This window comes from Caballeronia sp. S22 (genome assembly GCF_964261745.1).
In the GTDB taxonomy this organism is placed as follows: domain Bacteria; phylum Pseudomonadota; class Gammaproteobacteria; order Burkholderiales; family Burkholderiaceae; genus Caballeronia; species Caballeronia jiangsuensis.
The window spans coordinates 769,576-788,228 of the sequence record NZ_OZ180039.1; the positions used below are offsets into that span (position 1 = coordinate 769,576).

13 protein-coding genes are annotated in these 18,653 nt (G+C 64.8%); 4 read left to right on the forward strand and 9 right to left on the reverse strand.

From position 1 onward, the window contains the following. The first annotated feature begins 210 nt into the window (after positions 1-210). The gene (locus ACEN42_RS35375) at positions 211-2,946 is read left to right on the forward strand and encodes a LuxR C-terminal-related transcriptional regulator (protein ID WP_371882329.1); all 2,736 of its coding nucleotides are present in this window, start codon (positions 211-213) and stop codon (positions 2,944-2,946) included. Here the strand turns inward: ACEN42_RS35375 and ACEN42_RS35380 are convergent, their stop codons facing one another. From ACEN42_RS35380 to aspT (ACEN42_RS35420), 9 genes are all read right to left on the reverse strand, one after another. After that, positions 2,947-4,245, reverse strand: coding sequence for a DUF445 domain-containing protein (locus ACEN42_RS35380; RefSeq protein WP_371882330.1), 1,299 nt, complete (start codon positions 4,243-4,245; stop codon positions 2,947-2,949). Further along, positions 4,242-5,075, reverse strand: a complete 834-nt coding sequence (phaZ, locus tag ACEN42_RS35385) for a poly(3-hydroxyalkanoate) depolymerase (RefSeq protein ID WP_371882331.1) — start codon at positions 5,073-5,075, stop codon at positions 4,242-4,244. Before phaZ ends, ACEN42_RS35380 begins: the two co-directional genes overlap by 4 nt. A 46-nt stretch (positions 5,076-5,121) precedes the next feature. Beyond that, on the reverse strand, positions 5,122-5,541 hold the full coding sequence (locus tag ACEN42_RS35390) for a phasin family protein (protein ID WP_371882332.1): 420 nt from the start codon (positions 5,539-5,541) through the stop codon (positions 5,122-5,124). A 63-nt stretch (positions 5,542-5,604) separates the two neighbouring features. Beyond that, entirely contained in the window at positions 5,605-7,308 is a 1,704-nt protein-coding gene (locus ACEN42_RS35395; RefSeq protein ID WP_371882333.1) for an alpha/beta fold hydrolase, read from the reverse strand. Positions 7,309-7,353: 45 nt separating this feature from the next. Continuing rightward, the gene (locus tag ACEN42_RS35400) at positions 7,354-7,821 is read right to left on the reverse strand and encodes a MaoC family dehydratase (RefSeq protein ID WP_371882334.1); all 468 of its coding nucleotides are present in this window, start codon (positions 7,819-7,821) and stop codon (positions 7,354-7,356) included. 21 nt (positions 7,822-7,842) lie between these two features. Then, positions 7,843-9,486: a fatty acid--CoA ligase gene (locus ACEN42_RS35405; protein WP_371882335.1), complete on the reverse strand. Its 1,644-nt coding sequence runs from the start codon at positions 9,484-9,486 to the stop codon at positions 7,843-7,845. Positions 9,487-9,740: 254 nt separating this feature from the next. Then, positions 9,741-11,390 carry a bifunctional aspartate transaminase/aspartate 4-decarboxylase gene (locus ACEN42_RS35410; protein ID WP_187603128.1) on the reverse strand — a complete coding sequence of 550 codons (1,650 nt, stop codon included), beginning with the start codon at positions 11,388-11,390 and terminating at the stop codon, positions 9,741-9,743. A gap of 22 nt (positions 11,391-11,412) precedes the next feature. Continuing rightward, entirely contained in the window at positions 11,413-13,098 is a 1,686-nt protein-coding gene (gene aspT / locus ACEN42_RS35415; protein ID WP_371882336.1) for an aspartate-alanine antiporter, read from the reverse strand. 138 nt (positions 13,099-13,236) lie between these two features. Next, the gene (gene aspT / locus ACEN42_RS35420) at positions 13,237-14,925 is read right to left on the reverse strand and encodes an aspartate-alanine antiporter (RefSeq protein WP_250486918.1); all 1,689 of its coding nucleotides are present in this window, start codon (positions 14,923-14,925) and stop codon (positions 13,237-13,239) included. A gap of 701 nt (positions 14,926-15,626) precedes the next feature. Between aspT (ACEN42_RS35420) and fae the strand changes: the two genes are divergently transcribed. From fae to ACEN42_RS35435, 3 genes are read left to right on the forward strand one after another with little or no spacing between them, the layout of a single operon-like run. Further along, the gene (gene fae / locus ACEN42_RS35425; protein ID WP_238287008.1) at positions 15,627-16,139 is read left to right on the forward strand and encodes a formaldehyde-activating enzyme; all 513 of its coding nucleotides are present in this window, start codon (positions 15,627-15,629) and stop codon (positions 16,137-16,139) included. 13 nt (positions 16,140-16,152) lie between these two features. After that, the gene (locus tag ACEN42_RS35430; protein WP_371882337.1) at positions 16,153-17,190 is read left to right on the forward strand and encodes an aldo/keto reductase; all 1,038 of its coding nucleotides are present in this window, start codon (positions 16,153-16,155) and stop codon (positions 17,188-17,190) included. Further along, positions 17,187-18,626, forward strand: coding sequence for an NAD-dependent succinate-semialdehyde dehydrogenase (locus ACEN42_RS35435; protein WP_371882338.1), 1,440 nt, complete (start codon positions 17,187-17,189; stop codon positions 18,624-18,626). Before ACEN42_RS35430 ends, ACEN42_RS35435 begins: the two co-directional genes overlap by 4 nt. The last annotated feature ends 27 nt before the right edge of the window (positions 18,627-18,653 follow it).

Sequence of the window (18,653 nt, forward strand, 5' to 3'; positions counted from 1 at the left end):
CAATGCGATGCACGCGATCGAGACTCGCGTATCATCGGGTGAGCAGTGCCTCGCACTGCGCCGTTGCCAGGCTGCACGCCGATCTCCCCTATGGGAATCCATGGTCTCCCAGCGTGGTGCCGCGCGATATCCCCCGTACAGGGGAGCGCGATTCGCATAGGCGGGAGATGGCAGCCGGGCGTCACCCGAGGACCGCAGCCGCCGACGCATATGACCGAAGTCATCGAGCCGATCAGGCCCACCCTTCTGCTCGCCACGAAGCTCCTTCCGCCACGTCTTCCCGCCGGGCTGATCGATCGGCCGCGGCTCGTCGATCTGGCGGCGCAGGCCGAAAACAGGCGTCTCACCGTCATCAAGGCGCCCGCGGGCTTCGGCAAGACTTCGCTTGCGCTCACGTGGCTCGGCTGGCTGCGCGAACGCGGCGCGCTGGTCGCGTGGATTTCCATCGACGCGGACGACGACGAACCCGCCCGCTTCCTTCACCATCTCGCGCAGGCGTTGCGGCAGGCGTGCGGCAACATCGGTGCGTCCGCGATCGCGCTGACCGCCGATGCGTCGCTCGTGCCTGCGCAATCGATCGTCGCGACGCTGATCAACGAGCTGATCGAAGTCGAGGACGAGCTTTATCTCTTTCTCGACGACTATCATCTGATCGGCCTGCCGGTCGTGCGCGAAGTCGTCGCGTTTTTCATCGAGCATGCGCCGTCGCATGTCCACGTCGTGATCTGCACCCGCGACGACGCAACGCTGCCGCTCGCACGCCTGCGGGCGCGCAACGAGTTGCTGGAAATCGATGCATCGGCGTTGCGCTTCAACTTCGACGAAACGCGTTGCTTCGTCGAGCGCGAATGTCCGGGCAAGCTGAACGCGTCCACGCTCCGCTCGCTCTTCGCGAACACCGAGGGCTGGGCCGCCGCACTGCGCATTTCCGCGGCGGTGCTGGCGCGGGAGGAATCTCGCGCGGACGCCGAATCGCCGATGCCGTCCGGCGCGTCCCGGCCGTTCGCGGCCTATCTCCAGGAGATGCTGAAGCGCCTGCCCGCCGAGGTGGTCGAGTTCATGCTGCGCACGTCGATCGTCGAGGGGCTGAACGCGTCGCTGTGCGAGGCGATCACCGGCGTCGCGGACAGCCAGGGCATGCTGGAGACGATCGCCGCGCGCCAGCTCCTGCTGGAACCGATGGACCTCGAAGGGCGCTCGTTCCGTTACCACCATCTGATGCGCGACTACCTGCGCCAGCGGCTCGACACGCTGTATCGCCGTCAGGTGGCGGACCTGCATCTGCGCGCATGCCGATGGTACGCACGCGAGACGCAATGGACCGACGCCGTCAGGCACGCCCTCACTGCGGGCGCGACCGACGAGGCGCTCGCGCTGATGAGCCGTTGCGCGATGACGCTGGTGATGAAAGGCGATCTGCTCACGCTGCTCGGCTGGCAGCGCGAGTTCCCGGCGAATCTGATGCAGGCGCAGTTGCAGGTGAGGCTGGCGATCGCGTGGGGCATGGCGCTCGCGCTGCGTTTCGACGATGCCCTCGCGATGATCGACGCTCTGGAGCGCGATGCCGACGGCGTCGCCATCGCCGCCGAGGCGGAGCAACTGCGCCGTGAATGTCTGGCGATCCGCTCCGTGCTGGCGGGCCTGCAGGACGACCCGCAACGCGCGCTCGAGCTCGCGCAGACCTGTCTCGAACGGCCGTCGAGCGATCTCTGGACGGTCAACGTCGTCTCCAATGTCGTACGCTTCGCGCACTGGCGAGCGGGCAATCTCGAGGCGCTGTATGCGACGCCCTGGATTCCCTGCGCCATCGAGGACGATCAGCGCAATGTGGTTACGCCGGTCTATCGGCTGTGCCTGCTCGGCCATACGGAAATGCAGCAATTGCACTTCCCGCTGGCCGAGCAGTACTTCACGGAGGCGATGCACATGGCCCGGCGCTACGCCGGCCCGCAGTCCGTCTCCGCGGCGTTGTGCGCGCCGATGATCGCGCAGTTGCGCTACGAGCAGGGGCGCCTCGACGAAGCCGAAGCGCTGCTCCTCGACCTGATGCCCGTCGTCGATCTGGCGGCCATGCTGGACAGCGTGCTGAGCGCCTATCGCGTGCTGATCCGGATCGCGATCGCCCGCTCGAACCCGGCGCATGCCTACGCGCTGCTCGACCGCGCGCAGACGCTCGGGCACAAGCGCGGCTGGCAACGTCTGCTGGCCGCGGGGCTCGTCGAACGCACGCGGCTGCATCTGCGGGAAGGCAGAACGATGGAAGCGTCGGCATGCGTGGCCCAACTCGATGCGCTCGCCGCGCACGGTGCCGGGCCGGGCGCTCCCGTGTCGGCGGAGATCGAGAATTATCGCGCGCTCGCGGCAGCCTGCGTCGCGATGAGCCAGAACCGCAGCCTCGAAGCCGTCGATCTGCTGGAGGAGGCGCGGCAAAGCGCCGGGCGCCGACACAACCATTACCTGGGCTTGCGCTTGCGCACCATGCAGGCGCTTGCGTGGATGAGCGCTGGCATGCGCGGCGAGGCGGTTGAGGTCATCGGCGAAGTCGTGAGGATGGCCGCGCCCGCGGGGCTCCATCAGTCGCTGCTCGATCAGGGCGAGCAGATCGGACCATTGCTGCAGGCGCTTCGGGACGACACGCGCAACTCGGCGCAGACCCGCGACGTGCTGAGCTATATCGATCGTCTGCTCGATGGCTGGCGCGCGCAATACCAGCCCGACGGCACATCGCGCCGCGAGGCAGGACGCGAACCGCTGAGCGCGAGGGAGCGCAACATCGTCGAGCTGATCGCGCAGGGACTGTCGAACAAGGAGATTGCGCGCGACCTGGGCGTCACGCCCGAGACGATCAAGTCGCACGTCAAGAACATCTTCGTGAAGCTGGCGGTCGACAAGCGCGCACATGCCGTCGCGCGCGCGCAGGCTCTCGGGCTCGTGCGCCACGGCTGACTAGATCGCGTAATGCGCCACGGCGAGCGTGCCCGCGTGAAGCAGCACGCCCGCGATGCCGCCGACCAGCGTGCCGTTGATGCGCACGAACTGCAGATCGCGGCCGATTTCCGCCTCGATCTTCCGGCTGACCTCGGTTGCGTCCCAACCCTTGACGACCTCGGTGATCAGTTCCGTCAACCGGCTTCGGTAGCGCACGACGAGTGCGCGCGCCGCTTCCAGCCACCACGCGTTGAGCGTGTGCTGAAGCGCGGGCGAGCGCGCCACGCCGTCGCCGAAAGAGACCAGCATGGAAGTCGCGATGGCGCGCGTGACGGAGCGCTCGCGGCCGGCATCGTCGGCGACATGGCGGCGAATGCGCCTCAGCACGACGCGCGCATGCCCCGCTCGCCTGACCTGACGAATGCAGTCGCGCAGCAACGACTTGCCGAAGCGGCGATGCGTATCCGATGTCTGCAACTGCTCGATGAAAGTCAGGAAGGCGCGGTCGATCTCGCGGCGCAGCGCATGATCCGGCGTCGCGGCCACTTCCTGCACCAGCGCGACGATGCCCGCAACAAAACGGTCGACGACATAGGCGTCGAAGCGCGCGGGCGTGTATCGCGAAGCCTCGCTGAACTTCGCATTCAGCACGCCCGCATGACGCACGAGCCAGCGTTCGAGCGCGCGAAGTCCGTGTTCCACGAGCGGCTTATGCCGTTCGCTCTCGGCGAGCATGCCCAGCACGCGGCCGGCCGCGCGCGACGCGTCGAAGCTGCGCAGACGCGGCAGCAGCATCCATTCGATGAAGCGCGCGGCTTCGTTCTCGTCGATAGTGTCCAGCACGCCGGGAAGCGATTCGACGAGCGCAGCCGCGATGATCTCGCTGTTCGCGCGATTCGACAGCGATTGCGCCAGCGCCTTTGCCGCATTGTGACCGCCGAGTTTCGCGACGATCAGCTCGGGCTCCAGGAAATTCTCTTCGACGAACCTGCCGAGACTCTCCGCGATGCGCGGCTGATTCCGCGCGATGATCGCCGTATGCGGCAACGGCAACGCGAACGGATGCCGGAAGAGCGCAACCACCGCATACCAGTCCGCGATCGCGCCGACGGTTCCCGCTTCGGCGAACGATCGCAGCCACGCGAGCCACGGATACCGCTCCTCGAGAACGACGCATGCGAACAGCAGCACGGCCATGCATCCGAGCAGACCGGTCGCCGCGCGCCGCATGCGGGTCATCCGGCGTTCCTTCTCGCTTTCCGTCGCGGCGGACGCGTTCGCGGCCGCCCCTCGCCCGTCGCGAAACGGCAAGCTCAACCCGGCTCCTGACGCAGGAATCTGCGCACGACCGGCGCGACGTCCTTCGCACGCGTGATCAGAAACAGATGACCGTCGTCGATCACATACAGCACCGATTGCCGGATGCGCGCAGCCAGAATCTTTGCGTTGGACAGCGGCACGATCGGATCGTCGTTGCCGTGCATCACGAGCGTCATCTGCGGCAGCGTGCCCAGCCAGTGCAGGCTGGTCCAGCCCCAGGCGGCCATCAGCTGATAGAGATATCCGCGGCCGCGCGGCGGCTGGATATGGCGGCTGTGCTCCTTAAGAAGCTCCGGATCGCGCCGGTACGCGCCGCCATAGATTTCCGGCCCGACCTGCTGAAGATACGCCGGATCGGTGTAACGGCGCGGGCCGATCAGCTTCGACAGAACGGAAAGCCGCGCCGGTATCATGAGCACGCCCGCCGATGTCGATGCGAGAATCAATCGGCGGCAGCGCTCGGGATATTGCCGCGCGAACTGCTGCGCGAGCGCGCCGCCCCACGATACCCCGAGCACGTCGACGGGCCCATCGTGTCCCAGCCGCTTCAGGAGCTTGTCGGTCAATACGCAGAGCGTCGAGAAGCGGTAAGGCGCGAGCGGCACGGGCGAACCGCCGACGCCGGGGATATCGAAAATGATGACGCCGACATCCCCCAGCGCCTCGACGAACGGCTCCACGAGTTCCAGATTCGCGCCGATGCCGTTGAAGATCAGAAGCGGCGGCGATGCGTCGCTTCCCTGCCGCACGCCGACGCGCACGAGCTGACCGTCGAGATCGACGGTCTGGGTTTCCATGATGCCGACAGACTCGGAAGTGTTATTCATTGCTCTCATCCAGACCTGATCTCGTTGATGCGCCGCGCGGGACGCGTTACTTGCGCGGTTGCAGCAGCGCCCTCAACTCCTCGACGTTCTCCGCGACGCGCTTCGAAATGACCGCGTAGCTGTCGGAGTGGGCCCGATACGCCGTGCCGAAGAGTTCCCGCACGTCGGAAAGCGTCGTGTAGAACGCCTGCTGCACCGCTTCGCTCGCGGCGGCCGGCCGGGCCTCCTGGCTGGGTTGCTTGCCGGACAGCGCGCGGACCCGCGTCATCGTTCCGGAGAGGATTTCAATCTGCTTCTGGCCGAGCGACTGGATGCCCGTCAGCGCGGTGGTGCCGACGGTCGCGAGCGCTTCGACGTCCTTGCGGCGTGAATCCAGAATGGCGTTCGCATCGAAGCCGGACAAGCGCAGAGGCTTGATGAACTTGAGGCATCCGTCGAAGAAATTGCTTTGATTGGTCGATTCCATGATCCGTTTTCCTTTCGATGAAAATAGGTCGATGCCAGCCGCGACGCGGCCGGCGCATCGAAGTCAGTCCTGCAGGACGTAAGTGCCCGGCGCGGCCGCGAGCGACGGATGCCGTTCGTTGCCGAGCGCGGCGGGCGCCGCGCGGCGTTTGCCTGAGCGCGCGGCGAGCCACACGCTCCAGTCGTTCCACCACGAATCCGCTTTCGGTTCGGCAGCGTCGAGCCAGGCGTCGGCGCTGGCGGACAGCTCGGGGTTGAGATAGAACTTCGCCTTGGGATTGCCCGGAGGATTGATCAGGCTCTGGATGTGACCGCTCGAACTCAGCACGAAGCGCGTGTTGCCGCCGAAGAGACGCGCCGTGTCGTAGACGCCCTTCCACGGCGTGATGTGGTCCGTGATGCCCGCCACCATGTATTTGTCGCAGGTCACGTCGTTCAGGTCGATCGGCGTTCCCAGCACGCTCAGCGCGCCGGGCTTCGTGAACAGGTTGTCCGTGAAGATGTCGAGCAGCTGGCCGTGCAGCTTCGCCGGCAGACGCGTCGTGTCGTTGTTCCAGTAGAGGATGTCGAACACAGGCGGCGTGTTGCCCATCAGGTAGTTGTTGACCCAGTAATTCCAGACGAGATCGTTGGGCCGCATCCATGCGAACACGCGTCCCATCTCCTCGCCGGCAAGCACGCCGCGCGATGTGCTCGCATGCTTCGCCGCCGCGATGGCCTCGGGCGTCGCGAAGAGCCCGAGCTGCGAGTCCGCCGTGTTGTCGAGCACGGCCACCATCAGCGTGGCGGCGTGAACGGATGTATCGCCACGACTTGCCAGAAGTCCGAGCAAAGCCGAGATGGTCATGGCGCCCGAGCATGCGCCGTGCAGGTTGACATCGTCGCTGCCGGTGATGTCGCGCACCGCCGCGATCGCTTCGAGGAGCGCCGTCACATAGGTGTCGAGATCCCAGCGGGATTGCGCCGCGGTCGGATTGCGCCAGCTCACGACGAACACCTGAAACTCGCTTTTCAACAGATGCTCGACGATGCTCTTGCCCGGCGAAAGATCGAACACGTAGAACTTGTTGATCTGCGGCGGCACGATCAGTTGCGGCCGGCTATGCACGTTCGCGGTCGCCGGCGCGTACTGGATCAGCTCCAGCACTTCGTTGCGAAACACGACAGCGCCCTTCGACGTGCCGAGATTCTTGCCGACCTCGAATGCGGTCCGGTCCACCTGGGCGGGCATGCCCTGATTCTTCACCATGTCCGTCACGGCGTTCTTCAGGCCGCCTATCAGGCTCGCGCCGCCCGAATCGACGGCTTTCTTGAGCGCGGCCGGATTGCCGAGCAGGGTGTTGGTCGGCGACATCGCGTCGGTAAAGAGGGACATCACGAACTGCGCGCGCTCCTTGCTCTTCGGGTCGAGCGCGGAGCGGTCGACGAAGCCGGAGAGCGCGTCGCGCCACGCGAAATAGCCCTGCATCGTCATGCGATAGAGCGCGTTGTCGCGCCACGCGACATCGGCGAAACGCTTGTCGCTCTGCGGCGCGCCTGGCGCGTCGCCGCTCAGCGCGGCGATCAGATCGCGGACCAGCGCGGCTTCCTGTTCGACGATCAGCGCGGGTTGCCGCCACGCCTGCGCGCCGATATGACGCGCGGTCGCGACGACGTCGCAAGGACGCAATCCGACGAACGGATTCGGGCCCGACATGCCTTCCGTCGCCGAATGCACGAGGTCGTTCGCTGCCGCTCCGCGCGCCAGTCTTTTAGTGCTTACCGCCATTTTGATGCTCCTCCGACTTGCTCTCAGGTTCTTCGTTATGTTTGCTTACGCGATCAGCATCGCCAGCGTCTCGGCGATGAGCGCCGGCTTGTCCTCACCTTCTATCTCCAGCTCGTTCTTCGTCTTGACGATGACCCGGCCGCCGCTCTTTCGCTCAACCGACAACAAGCTCACGCGGTTGCGCACGCGCGCGCCGGCCTTCACCGGCGTCATGAAGCGCACCTTGTCCAGCCCGTAGTTGAGACCGGCGGACGCGTCCTCGGGAATGACGCCGATCTCCATTGCGAGCGGCGCCAGCAGCGACAGCGTCAGATAGCCGTGCGCGATGGTTCCGCCGAACGGACTTTCACGCTTCGCGCGTTCGACATCGACGTGGATCCACTGCGTATCGCCGGTGCAGCGCGCGAAGTCATCGATGCGCGCCTGATCCACGACCGTCCAGTCCGACACGCCCAGCTCCCGACCCACGAAATCCTCGATCGATGCGATGCGGTATTCCTTGATGCTCGACATTGCCTGGCTCCTTGTGACCGATCAGACGAACTGGGCGCGCAGCCACTTCTTGTTCACCTTGCCGACGCTCGTCTTCTCCAGTCCCTCGACGAACCTGACGATTTGCGGCACCGCGTACTTCGAGATGCGCCCCGATGCGCTGAACGTCAGCACGTGACGCTTGATCTCGTCCTCGGTGATGACCGCGTCCGCGCGCACCACGACGAGCGCGACCGGCCGCTCGCCCCACTTCTCGTCGCTGACGCCGATCACGGCGACTTCGGCGACGCCGGGATGCATCGAGATCAGGCTCTCGACTTCGAGCGACGAGATCCATTCGCCACCCGACTTGATCACATCCTTCATGCGATCCGTGATCAGAAGGCTGCCGTTCGCGCCGATGCTCGCGATGTCCTGCGTATGCAGATAGCCGCCGTCCCAGAGCTGTCCGGATGCCTCGGGGTTGTTCAGATAGCCTTGCGTGAGCCAGGGCGCGCGGACGACGATTTCGCCGTTGGCCTTGCCGTCGTGCGCGACGTCTTCCATGTTCGCGTTGACGATGCGCAGATCGACGAGCGGAATCGGCGAACCGGTTCGGCAGCGCAGGCGCACTTGCTCGTCGAGATCGAGGGATTCGTCGCCGGGTTTCAGTTGCGCGAGGCTCAGCACCGGGCACGTCTCCGACATGCCGTAGCCCGTGAAGACATCGATGCCGCGATCGAGCGCGGCGCGCGCCAGCCCGTGCGTCAGCGCGCCGCCGCCGATGACCACCTTCCATCTGCTGAGGTCGGCCGATTTCGCTTCGCCGCAGGTGAGCAGCATATGCAGGATCGTGCCGACGCAATGCGAGAACGTCACGCCTTCATCGTGCAGCAGCCGCACCAGCCGGTCCGGCACGTAGCGCCCCGGATAGACCTGCTTCACGCCCAGCATGGTGGCGATGTAGGGCATGCCCCACGCATGCACATGGAACATCGGCGTGAGCGGCATATACACGTCGCCGCGATGAAAGCGCTGACCCGTTTCGGGGCTCGCCAGCGCGGCCATCACGGTGATGGTGTGCAGCACGATCTGACGATGCGAGAAGTAGACGCCCTTCGGCAGTCCCGTCGTGCCGGTCGTGTAGAACGTGGTGGCGCGCGTGTTTTCGTCGAAGTCCGGGAAATCGTAGTGATCGGCGGAGGCGGCGAGCATCGCTTCGTATTCGGTCGCGAACGACATGGCGTGCTCGCAGGTCTCGCCGTCCTGCTCGTCGATCAGGATGAAGGTGCGCACGGTTTCGAGCTGATCCCTGATCGCCGCCAGCACCGGGAGGAAATCGGTATGGACAAGCAGAACTTCCGCGCCCGCGTGATTGATCGTGTACGCGATCTCCGCATTCGAGAGACGCACGTTCACGGTCTGCAGGACGGCGCCCATCATCGGCACCGCGAAGTAGCATTCCAGATAGCGGTGGCTGTCCCAGTCCATCACGGCGACGGTGCTGCCGTGCTGAACGCCGAGTTGGCTCAGGCCACCGGCGAGCCGCGCGATGCGCTCGCGCAGGCCCGTGTAGGTCATGCGCGTCCGGCCTCGGTAGACGATCTCCTGGTCGGGCGCCTGAAGGAATGGCGTGTGCAGCAGTTGCTTGATCAGCAACGGGTAGGCGTAGGCCGAGGGCGCGGCGGCCTGGAGGTCGTCCCGCATCTGTGTCTCCTTGTCTCATTCTGTTAGAGGGGCGGACATCGCCGGCTGGCGGCGGTGTCGTTTCCGGTAAGTGAATGATCGAAGGGAACAGGATTCGGAACCATCCCCTGAACGGGGGAGCGTGCCGTGATCGAGCCCGCTCAGCCCCGAGACTTCAGGGGTTTATACGTAAGGGAAACCCCGCTCGCTTCTCGCGACGCGAGCGGCGAGCGGTCGTTTGGGTCATCTAACGCGGCGGCGCGGCCGCGATGCCTTCACTTGACCTCTTTTCTCTCGATGTTCTTGCCGGTCTCCTTGTTGTAGCGTTCGACATACTCGTCGGTGAGCTTGCGGATCGCGCGTCCGATCTTCCGATAGTCGGACTCGTTGAGATTCGCAAGCGACACGCGCCCCGACGGATGCTTCGTGCCGAAGCCCATGCCCGGCAGCAGCACGACACGCGCATCGGTGGCGAGCCGGAACAGCAGCTCCGACGCCTCCGTGTGCTTGAGCAGCCAGTCGACGAACTCGCGCCCGTACGCGCGTTCCCCGAAATATTCCATGTCGATGATCGAGTAGTAATCGACCTGGTTCGCGTCCTTCTCGTCGAACGCAATGCCGATCTCTTCATAGAGCGCGCGCTTGCGGCTGCGGATCAGGCGCTTGAGCGCGTCCTTGTAGGCATCCGGCGTATCCATCAGCGAGAACAGCGAGAAGAGCACCATCTGCACCTGTTGCGGCGTCGACAGGCCCGCCGTGTGATTCAGCGCGACGGTGCGGCTGTCCGCAACCAGCCGGTCGATGAACTTCAGCTTGTCGGGTTCGGTCGTGATCGACTCGTAGCGATGATGCAGGAGCTTCTTCGTGTCCTTCGGCAACTCGGAAATCAGCTTGTCGAGGACGTTGTCCTTGTGCGTCGCGATCGTGCCCAGACGCCAGCCCGTCGCGCCGAAATACTTCGAGTACGAGTACACGAGAATCGTGTTCTTCGGCGCGAGCGCGAACAGCGACACGAAGTCGTCGGCGAAGGTGCCGTACACGTCGTCCGTCAGCAGGATCAGATCGGGGCGTTCCTTGACGATCTGCGCGATGTATTCGAGGCTCTCGTCGCTGATCCTCACGGAAGGCGGATTGCTCGGATTCACGAGGAAGAACGCCTTCACCTTCGGATCGCGCAGCTTGTCGAGTTCGGCCTTCGAGTATTGCCAGTTGTTCTCGACGTCGGCATCCAGATTCACGACATTCAGGTCGTACTCGCCGAGCGTCGGAATCTCGATGTACGGCGTGAAGATCGGACGGCCGAGCGCGATCGTGTCGCCCGCCTTGATCAGGTGGTTCTGCTTCATCGTGTTGAAGATGTACGTCATCGCGGCCGTGCCGCCTTCGACGGCGAAGATGTCGAATTCGCCGACGAACGGATACTTGCCGATCATCTCGCGCCGCAGATATTGCCCGACGATGGTTTCCGAGAGCTTCAGCATCCGGTCCGGCACCGGATAGTTCGACGCGAGAATGCCTTCGCACATCTCATAGAGGAAATCGTTGCCCGACAGGCCGAGCTGATCGCGCACATACGACACGGCGCCCGCGAGAAAGGCGATGCCCGGCACGCCCTTGTTTTCGCGCAGGAACAATTCGAAGCGCTCGGACAGCCCTTCGCGCTTCGGAAAGCCGCCCACGCCCTCGGGCATGTACGCGAACGAGCGCTCCGACTCGCGCATCGCAAAGAGCCCGAGCTGCCAGAAGCCGTGGCGCGGGATCGTCGCTAGAAAGTTCGGGTTGCCGCGCCCGGCGTTGAGCATCGAGATGTTGGCCGGACGTTCGACTGCTCCGCCGCCCGCCGCCTTGATCAGCTCGTCTTTCAGTTCGAACGGACTCAATGCCTGCAGCGCTGCCTGATCCTTGCTCTTGTTGGCCTTTGCCATGATGCGTTCTCCAGTGAAAGATTCAAACCAGGCCGACGACGAGCGGCCCCAGTAATGTGAGCAGCACGTTCGCGATCGCATAGGTGATCGCGAACGGCACGGTCGGCACGGCGCTTTCGGCCTTGTCCAGCACGCCGCCGAATGCGGGGTTCGCGCTGCGCGAGCCGGACAGCGCGCCCGCCAGGATCGCCGCGTTGTCGTACTTCAGCACGTAGCGGCCGAACAGCATCGTGAGCAGCAGCGGCAGCATCGTCACGACCACGCCGAGCAGGAAGATCGTGACGCCGAGTTCCTTGATCGTCGTCACCGCCTGCAGTCCCGAGTTCAGACCGACCACCGAGACGAACGCCGCCAGCCCGAAGTCCTGCAACAGGCGCGATGCGGCGGGCGGCATCACGCCGTACATCGGATGCTTGCCGCGCATCCAGCCGAACACGAGGCCCGCGAGCAGGCAGCCGCCCCCCGACCCGAGCGTGAGCGGCACGCCGCCGATGTTGACCACGATCAGCCCGATCAACAGGCCCACGACCATGCCGACGCCCATATAGATGAAGTCGGTCTTGATCGAGTAAGGCAGCTCGTAGCCTGTCGCCGCCACCGCGCGCTTCGTGTCTTTCGCGGAGCCGAAGTAGGTGAGCACGTCGCCGTGTTCGAGCTTGGTTTCGGGCAGGATCGGCACCGGTTGCCCGACGCGCGTGATGCTTTCGAGGAAGACGCCGTGACGCAAGTCGCGGTCGACGGTCTCGCGCACTTTCTGGATCGTCGTATGGTTCAGGCCCTTCGCCGTGAATACGGCCTGGCGCGTCTGCATGACCGCGCTGACATCCGTCACGTCCGACACTTCGGTGCCGATCTTCGGCGCGATGGGCACCATGCCTTCGCGCCGCCCGACCACGAGCACGACGTCATCGGCCGCGAGCACGACATCGGGCCCCGGCTCGACCTCCTTGCCCGCGCGCCGTATCTTCTCGACCGACACGAAGTCCTGCGCCGCCATTTCGATCTCGGAGACCTTGCGCCCCGCCGCCGCCCCGACCCTGAACGCCCGCCCGACCAGTTCGGGCAGCGCCGCGAGTTGCCCCGGCGCGCGCGACGGCGTGCCGCCCGCGAGCTTCGCTTCGGCGTCGAGCGCGGCCGAGCGCAGATCGCGTCCCATGAACTTCGGCAGGATGTTCACGCACACGATGATCGCGCCGAGCGAGCCGAACACGTACGTCACCGCATACGCAATGGCCACGTCCGACTGCAGCGACTTCACTTCTTCCGCTGGCAGGCCGAGCCGCGCGATCGCATCGCCCGCCGTGCCGATGATCGCCGATTGCGTGAGCGCGCCGCCCGCGAGCCCGGCGGCAAGACCCTTGTTCAGATGGAAGATCTTCGCGCAGATGATGACGGTGACGAGCGCCGACACGGCGAGGAACACCGCCATCGCGATTTCACGCAGCGTCTTGCGGTTCAGCGAGTTGAAGAAGCCCGGCCCCGAGTCGTAGCCGACCGCGTAGATGAACACGGCGAACATCACGGCTTTCACGCCGTTGTCGATCGACACGCCCGCCTGGCTGATCACGACGGCCGCCAGCAGCGAGCCGCCGACGCCGCCGAGCTGGAACTTGCCGAAGTTGATCTGGCCGATGAAATACCCCACGGCCAGCGACAGGAACAACGCTATCTCGGGTGACTTGTGAAAGATGTTGTGTATCCAGTCCATCGTGCCCTCTCATTGAAAACGCGCTTGGGGTCCGCTACGAAACGCGGCGGACGACATGGCACTACCTTCCCTTGCCCGATCGCAAATCGGCGCCTGCAACGCGATCGACGCGGTTGCGTCCATTGCGCATGACGCCCTTCAGCCCTTGAACTGCGCGGCGAGGCCGACCACCACGGGCCCCATCAGCGGCAGCAGAATGTTCGAAAGCGCGTAGGTGATCGTGTAGCCGATGACGGGCGTCGAATTGCCCGTCACGCCGACGAGCGCGCTGATCGCAGGCGTGCTGCACTGCTGGCCGGCGATCGCGCCGAGCAGCATCGGCGGATCGAGCTTGAGAAACGCCCGGCCGATCCACAGGGACAACAGCCCCGGCACCAGCACCAGCAGAATCCCGGCGACGGGCAAGGCGAGACCGTACTGATGCACGAGCTTGATCGCGTCCGGCCCCGCCGACAGCCCGACGGCCGCGATGAACGTCGCGAGTCCGAAGTCCTTGAGGATTTGCGCGGCCGCCGGCGGCAGCGAACCGACGATCGGATGGAACGAGCGCAGCCACCCGAACAGCAGCCCCGACAGCAGACACCCGCCGCCCGTGCCGAGCGCGAGCGTGACGCCTCCAAAGGTGCCCGACAGCCGGCCGATCGCCATGCCGACGAGCACGCCCAGGCCGAGATACACGAAGTCGGTTTTCAGGGTCGCCGGCAGCAGATAGCCGAGCCGCTTCGCGCCGCGCAGCACGTCGGCCTTTGCGCCGACCAGCGTCAGCACGTCGCCGCGATTGAGTTCGGTGCCCGGAAGCGCGGGTATGCGGTTCTCCAGCCGCGTCACGGCCGCGATGTAGATGCCGCGTCCCTGCTCGGGGTCCGCGCGCTCGCGCAGTTGACGGATCGTCGCGCCGTGCGCGTCCTTGCGCGTGAGCACGACGTCGACCATATCGGCGAGCGCCGTCGAAAAATGATGGCCCGACGCGACCTCCTCGCCGAGCGCCGGCGCGGCCTCGATCAGCGCCTCGCGCCGCCCGCCGACCAGCACGAGATCGTCCGCGGCGAGCACCAGGCCGGGCGCGACGGCTAGCGTCGCGCCGCCGCGTTCGATCTCCTCGATGGTCAGGTTGTGGCCGTATTGCGCTTCGAATGCGCCGACGCTCAAGCCCGCCGCCCGGCCGACGCGAAACGCGCGTCCCACCAGCGCGGGCGCGGCGAGCCGCTCGCCTTCGCCCAGCGAATCGCCGCCGCCGAGCTTGCGCCACACGCGCTCGGCTTCTTCGCGCAGATTCACGCGCAATAGCAGCGCCGCGAACTGACTCGTGAAGAGCACGATGGTGATAAGTCCGAACAGATAGCTGACGCTGTACGCGGTGACGATATTCGCCTGCAGGCGCACCGTGTCCGCGTCGGGCAAGCCGAGCTTCGCGACGGCTTCCGACGCCGTGCCGATCACCGCCGATTCGGTCGCCGCGCCCGCCAGCAGTCCCGCTGCCGTGCCGGGATCGAGATGCAGCACGGCGACGGCGATCATCACGAGCGTGAGCACCGAGACGATCTCGACGATCGACAGAACCCCGTAACGCCAGCCGCGCCCGACATTGGCGAAGAACTGCGGGCCGCCGGTGAAGCCGAGCGCGAAGATGAAGAGCGCGAACGCGATGTTCTTGAGGTCGGGCGACAGACGCGCGCCCGTCTGGCCGAGCAGCAGCGAAACGATCAGCGTGCCGCACACGCCGCCTAGCTGGATCGGGCCGATCTTGAAAGAACCGATCAGATAGCCGAATGCAAGACTCGCGAACAACGCAATTTCCGGCTGAGATCTGAACAATTCGGCAATCATCTACGCATCCCCGGAAATTGCGCCGCTTCGTATGGATTGCTCTGAATCTCGAACGGATAATTCAGCCGTTTAAAGAGAAACTTCCGACAAGTCGCGCTGGCGAAGGGTCGTGGCTTAGACCGATAATATAAATCGCCGCTTTGGGTAGTCGATTAAATTTATGAGAAATGCTTTTCTGATAGACCCCTATGTCTTTCAAGAAAGCATTCGCCGTGCAGACAGGTCCAAAGGCGCTATCTGAAAGCTTCCCGGCGCGGAATCCGAACAGTCTGCGCTTGCGCTGTCGCGCCAAACGGGGCCGAGTTTTATACCGATTCACTCGATCGATTGCGCTCTGGCAATACGAAACTGATCCCTGAGTTTCTCGCGCTGATGAAAAGGGAGTCCGAACGCAATGACGTCAATATCGTAATCGGGATTACCGGTTTTTACCTCGAATTGACGAAACACCATCGATGAAGTTTCGTATTGACCGAATACGAAACCCGCGTCGCCGACCGGTCAGCAAATAACGGCGCCACGCGGACATCGCCACAACCGAATCCGAAAAACCTACGGGTCAACCCCGAGTTGAGCTTTCCTCAACGCCGGCCTGAAAAATCGTCGGTTCCTGCTCGCGCGAGCGCCGCCGCAGAATGCCCTTCATCCACCGCGGCGGTGGCGCAACCGATTCTCTCTGACGGAAAAACAGGAACGAGACAATGGAAAAGACTCTCTTCATCGGCGAAGGCTTCGAAGGACCGGGCGTGAACCTCGCCCACATCAACGTGCTGGTCGGACCGCGCAACGGCCCGGCTGGTCAGGCATTCTCGACCGCGCTCGCGACACCCTCGGCCGGTCACGCGCCGTTCGTCGTGATCGCGCAGCCGGGCGTGCCGACCAAGCCGCTCACGCTGTATGTCAACAAGGCGCAGATCGACGGCGACTTCCACGGCAACGCGACGTGGGGCGCATCGCAGGCGGGCATCGCAAAGGCGGTCGCGGAATCGCTGGAAAACGGCACGTTGCCGCCGGAAGCGGAGAACGACTGGGTCGTCGTGTCGGCGAACTGGGTCAACCCGAAGACCGACGATCTCGACGCCGTCTACGAGAACAACTATCGCGCGTGCAAGAACGCGATCATCGCCGCGATGGAAGGTCTGCCGCGCAAGGAAGCGGTGTTCAAGGCCGCACGCGAAGTGTCGAACCCGTTCTACACGCCGAAGAAAAGCTGAGGAGTTCTCGCAAATGGAATATGTGCGTCTCGGCCAGTCCGGCCTCAAGGTTTCGCGTCTGTGCCTCGGCACGATGAACATGGGCACGCCGCAATGGAAGCCCTGGATTTTCGATGAAGCGCAAAGCGAGCCGATCGTGAAGCACGCGCTCGATCATGGCGTGAACTTCATCGATCTGGCCGATTTCTATTCGACGGGCGTCGGCGAGGAAGTCGTCGGCCGCATTTTGAAGCGTCTCGTGAAGCGCGACGAAATCGTCGTCACGACCAAGGTCGGCTACGACATGGCGAGCCACGCGAACGCGGGCGGCCATTCGCGCAAGCACATCATGGACGGCATCGACGCGTCGCTCAAACGTCTCGACATGGATTACGTCGATGTCTACATGCTGCATTTCTTCGACGTGAACACGCCCGTCGAGGAAACCATGTGCGCGCTCGACGACATCGTGCGCGCGGGCAAGGCGCGTTATATCGGCGTATCGACGATGTACACCTGGCAGTTCGCCAAGATCATGCAGGCATGCGAGCGCCACGGCTGGCACAAGCCGGTCAACATGCAGTTGCAGCTCAATCTCGCGTATCGCGAGGAAGAGCGCGAGATGATTCCGTACTGCATCGATCAGGGCGTCGGCGTCTCGGTGTTCAGCCCGCTCGCGCGCGGTCTTCTGACCTGCGATGCGAAGTCCAACCGCAATCAGACCGACTTCTTCACCGCGCAAATGTACGGCGACCATGCCTCGCAGGAAGTCTCGGCGTCGGTGGCGCGCGTGGCGGCGCGGCGCGGCGTATCGGCGGCGCAGATCGCGCAGGCGTGGGTGCTAAGCCGTCCGGGCATCGCGAGCATGCTGGTCGGCGCGGACTCGGCTGCGCAGTTCGACAGCGCGCTCGCCGCGCTCGACACGCGCCTCGACGCCGACGAACTGCACGAGCTGGAGCGCAACTACACGCCGTGCGATCTCATCAACGACTACACGGCGGGACGGCGCATCGCGCGCGAGGCGCGTGCCGCGCAAGGCGTGTTCGACGACACACTGGAGCGCGCAGCATGAAGACCCTGTTGCAGACGAATCACTATATCGACGGCCAGTGGCGCGAGAGCGCGAGCACCTATGCCGTGCGCAATCCGGCGACGGGCGAAGTCATCGCGAACGTCGCGCGCGGCGGCAGCGCGGAAACCCGCCAGGCGATCGACGCCGCCCGGCGCGCCTTCCCGGCCTGGCGCGCGCTGACCGCGAAGGAACGCGGCGCTCGCGTGAAGCGCTGGGGCGAACTGATGCTCGCGAACCGCGACGCGCTCGCCGAACTGTTGACGCGCGAACAGGGCAAGCCGCTTGCCGAAGCGCTCGGTGAAGTCGCGTATGCGGCGAGCTTTTTCGAATGGTTCGCGGAAGAAGCGAAGCGCAGCTACGGCGACGTGATTCCGAGCCCGAAACCGAATTCGAAGATCATCGTGACGCGCGAGCCGGTCGGCGTCGTCGCGGCGATCACGCCGTGGAATTTTCCGCTCGCGATGATCACCCGCAAGGCCGGTCCGGCGCTCGCGGCGGGCTGCACGATGGTGCTGAAGCCATCGGAGGAAACGCCGCTGTCCGCGTTCGCGCTCGGCGTGCTCGCAGAGGAAGCCGGCATTCCACCGGGCGTGTTCAATATCGTGTCCGGCGACGCCGTCGCTATCGGCCAGACGCTCACGGAATCGCGCGACGTGCGCAAGCTGTCGTTCACGGGCTCGACGCGCGTCGGCAAGCTGCTGGCGAAGCAATCGTCGGATACGCTCAAGAAGCTTTCGCTGGAACTCGGCGGCAATGCGCCCTTCATCGTTTTCGACGACGCCGATATCGACGCCGCCGTGCAGGGCGCAATCGCGTCGAAGTTCCGCAACACCGGACAGACGTGTGTCTGCGTGAACCGCTTCTACGTGCAGGACGGCGTCTACGACGCCTTCACGCAGGCGCTCACGCGCGCCGTGCATGCCTTGCGCGTCGGCAACGGTCTGGCAGGCGAGTTCGATCAGGGTCCGCTCATCAACGAAGCGGCGCTCGCGAAGGTGCAGACACACGTCGCCGATGCCGTGAGCCACGGCGCGAAAATTCTCACCGGCGGCAAGCCGCACGCGCTCGGCGGCACCTTCTACGAACCGACGGTGCTCGCGGACGCAAAGCCATCGATGCTGATCGCCGGTGAAGAGACCTTCGGTCCGGTGGCCGCCTGCTTCCGCTTCGAGACGGAAGAGGAAGTCATCGCCGCAGCAAACGACACGCCTTACGGCCTGTCCGCGTATTTCTACACGCGCGATCTGGGCCGCGCATGGCGCGTCGGCGAAGCGCTGGAAAGCGGCATGGTCGGCATCAACGAAGGCATCATCTCGACGGAAGTCGCGCCCTTCGGCGGCGTGAAAGAGTCGGGACTGGGCCGCGAAGGATCGAAGTACGGGCTCGATGAGTACATGGAGCTCAAGTACATGATGATGGCCGGCCTCGGTCGCTGAGGCATCAACCGCCGCGCACGCACGAAC

Excerpts from the sequence above, each read along its gene's own strand:
- ACEN42_RS35375 (WP_371882329.1), top strand. The coding sequence starts at position 211 with ATGACCGAAGTCATCGAGCCGATCAGGCCCACCCTTCTGCTCGCCACG.
- phaZ (WP_371882331.1), bottom strand. The coding sequence starts at position 5,075 with ATGAATAACACTTCCGAGTCTGTCGGCATCATGGAAACCCAGACCGTC.
- ACEN42_RS35390 (WP_371882332.1), bottom strand. The coding sequence starts at position 5,541 with ATGGAATCGACCAATCAAAGCAATTTCTTCGACGGATGCCTCAAGTTC.
- ACEN42_RS35395 (WP_371882333.1), bottom strand. The coding sequence starts at position 7,308 with ATGGCGGTAAGCACTAAAAGACTGGCGCGCGGAGCGGCAGCGAACGAC.
- ACEN42_RS35400 (WP_371882334.1), bottom strand. The coding sequence starts at position 7,821 with ATGTCGAGCATCAAGGAATACCGCATCGCATCGATCGAGGATTTCGTG.
- ACEN42_RS35405 (WP_371882335.1), bottom strand. The coding sequence starts at position 9,486 with ATGCGGGACGACCTCCAGGCCGCCGCGCCCTCGGCCTACGCCTACCCG.
- ACEN42_RS35410 (WP_187603128.1), bottom strand. The coding sequence starts at position 11,390 with ATGGCAAAGGCCAACAAGAGCAAGGATCAGGCAGCGCTGCAGGCATTG.
- aspT (WP_371882336.1), bottom strand. The coding sequence starts at position 13,098 with ATGGACTGGATACACAACATCTTTCACAAGTCACCCGAGATAGCGTTG.
- aspT (WP_250486918.1), bottom strand. The coding sequence starts at position 14,925 with ATGATTGCCGAATTGTTCAGATCTCAGCCGGAAATTGCGTTGTTCGCG.
- fae (WP_238287008.1), top strand. The coding sequence starts at position 15,627 with ATGGAAAAGACTCTCTTCATCGGCGAAGGCTTCGAAGGACCGGGCGTG.
- ACEN42_RS35430 (WP_371882337.1), top strand. The coding sequence starts at position 16,153 with ATGGAATATGTGCGTCTCGGCCAGTCCGGCCTCAAGGTTTCGCGTCTG.
- ACEN42_RS35435 (WP_371882338.1), top strand. The coding sequence starts at position 17,187 with ATGAAGACCCTGTTGCAGACGAATCACTATATCGACGGCCAGTGGCGC.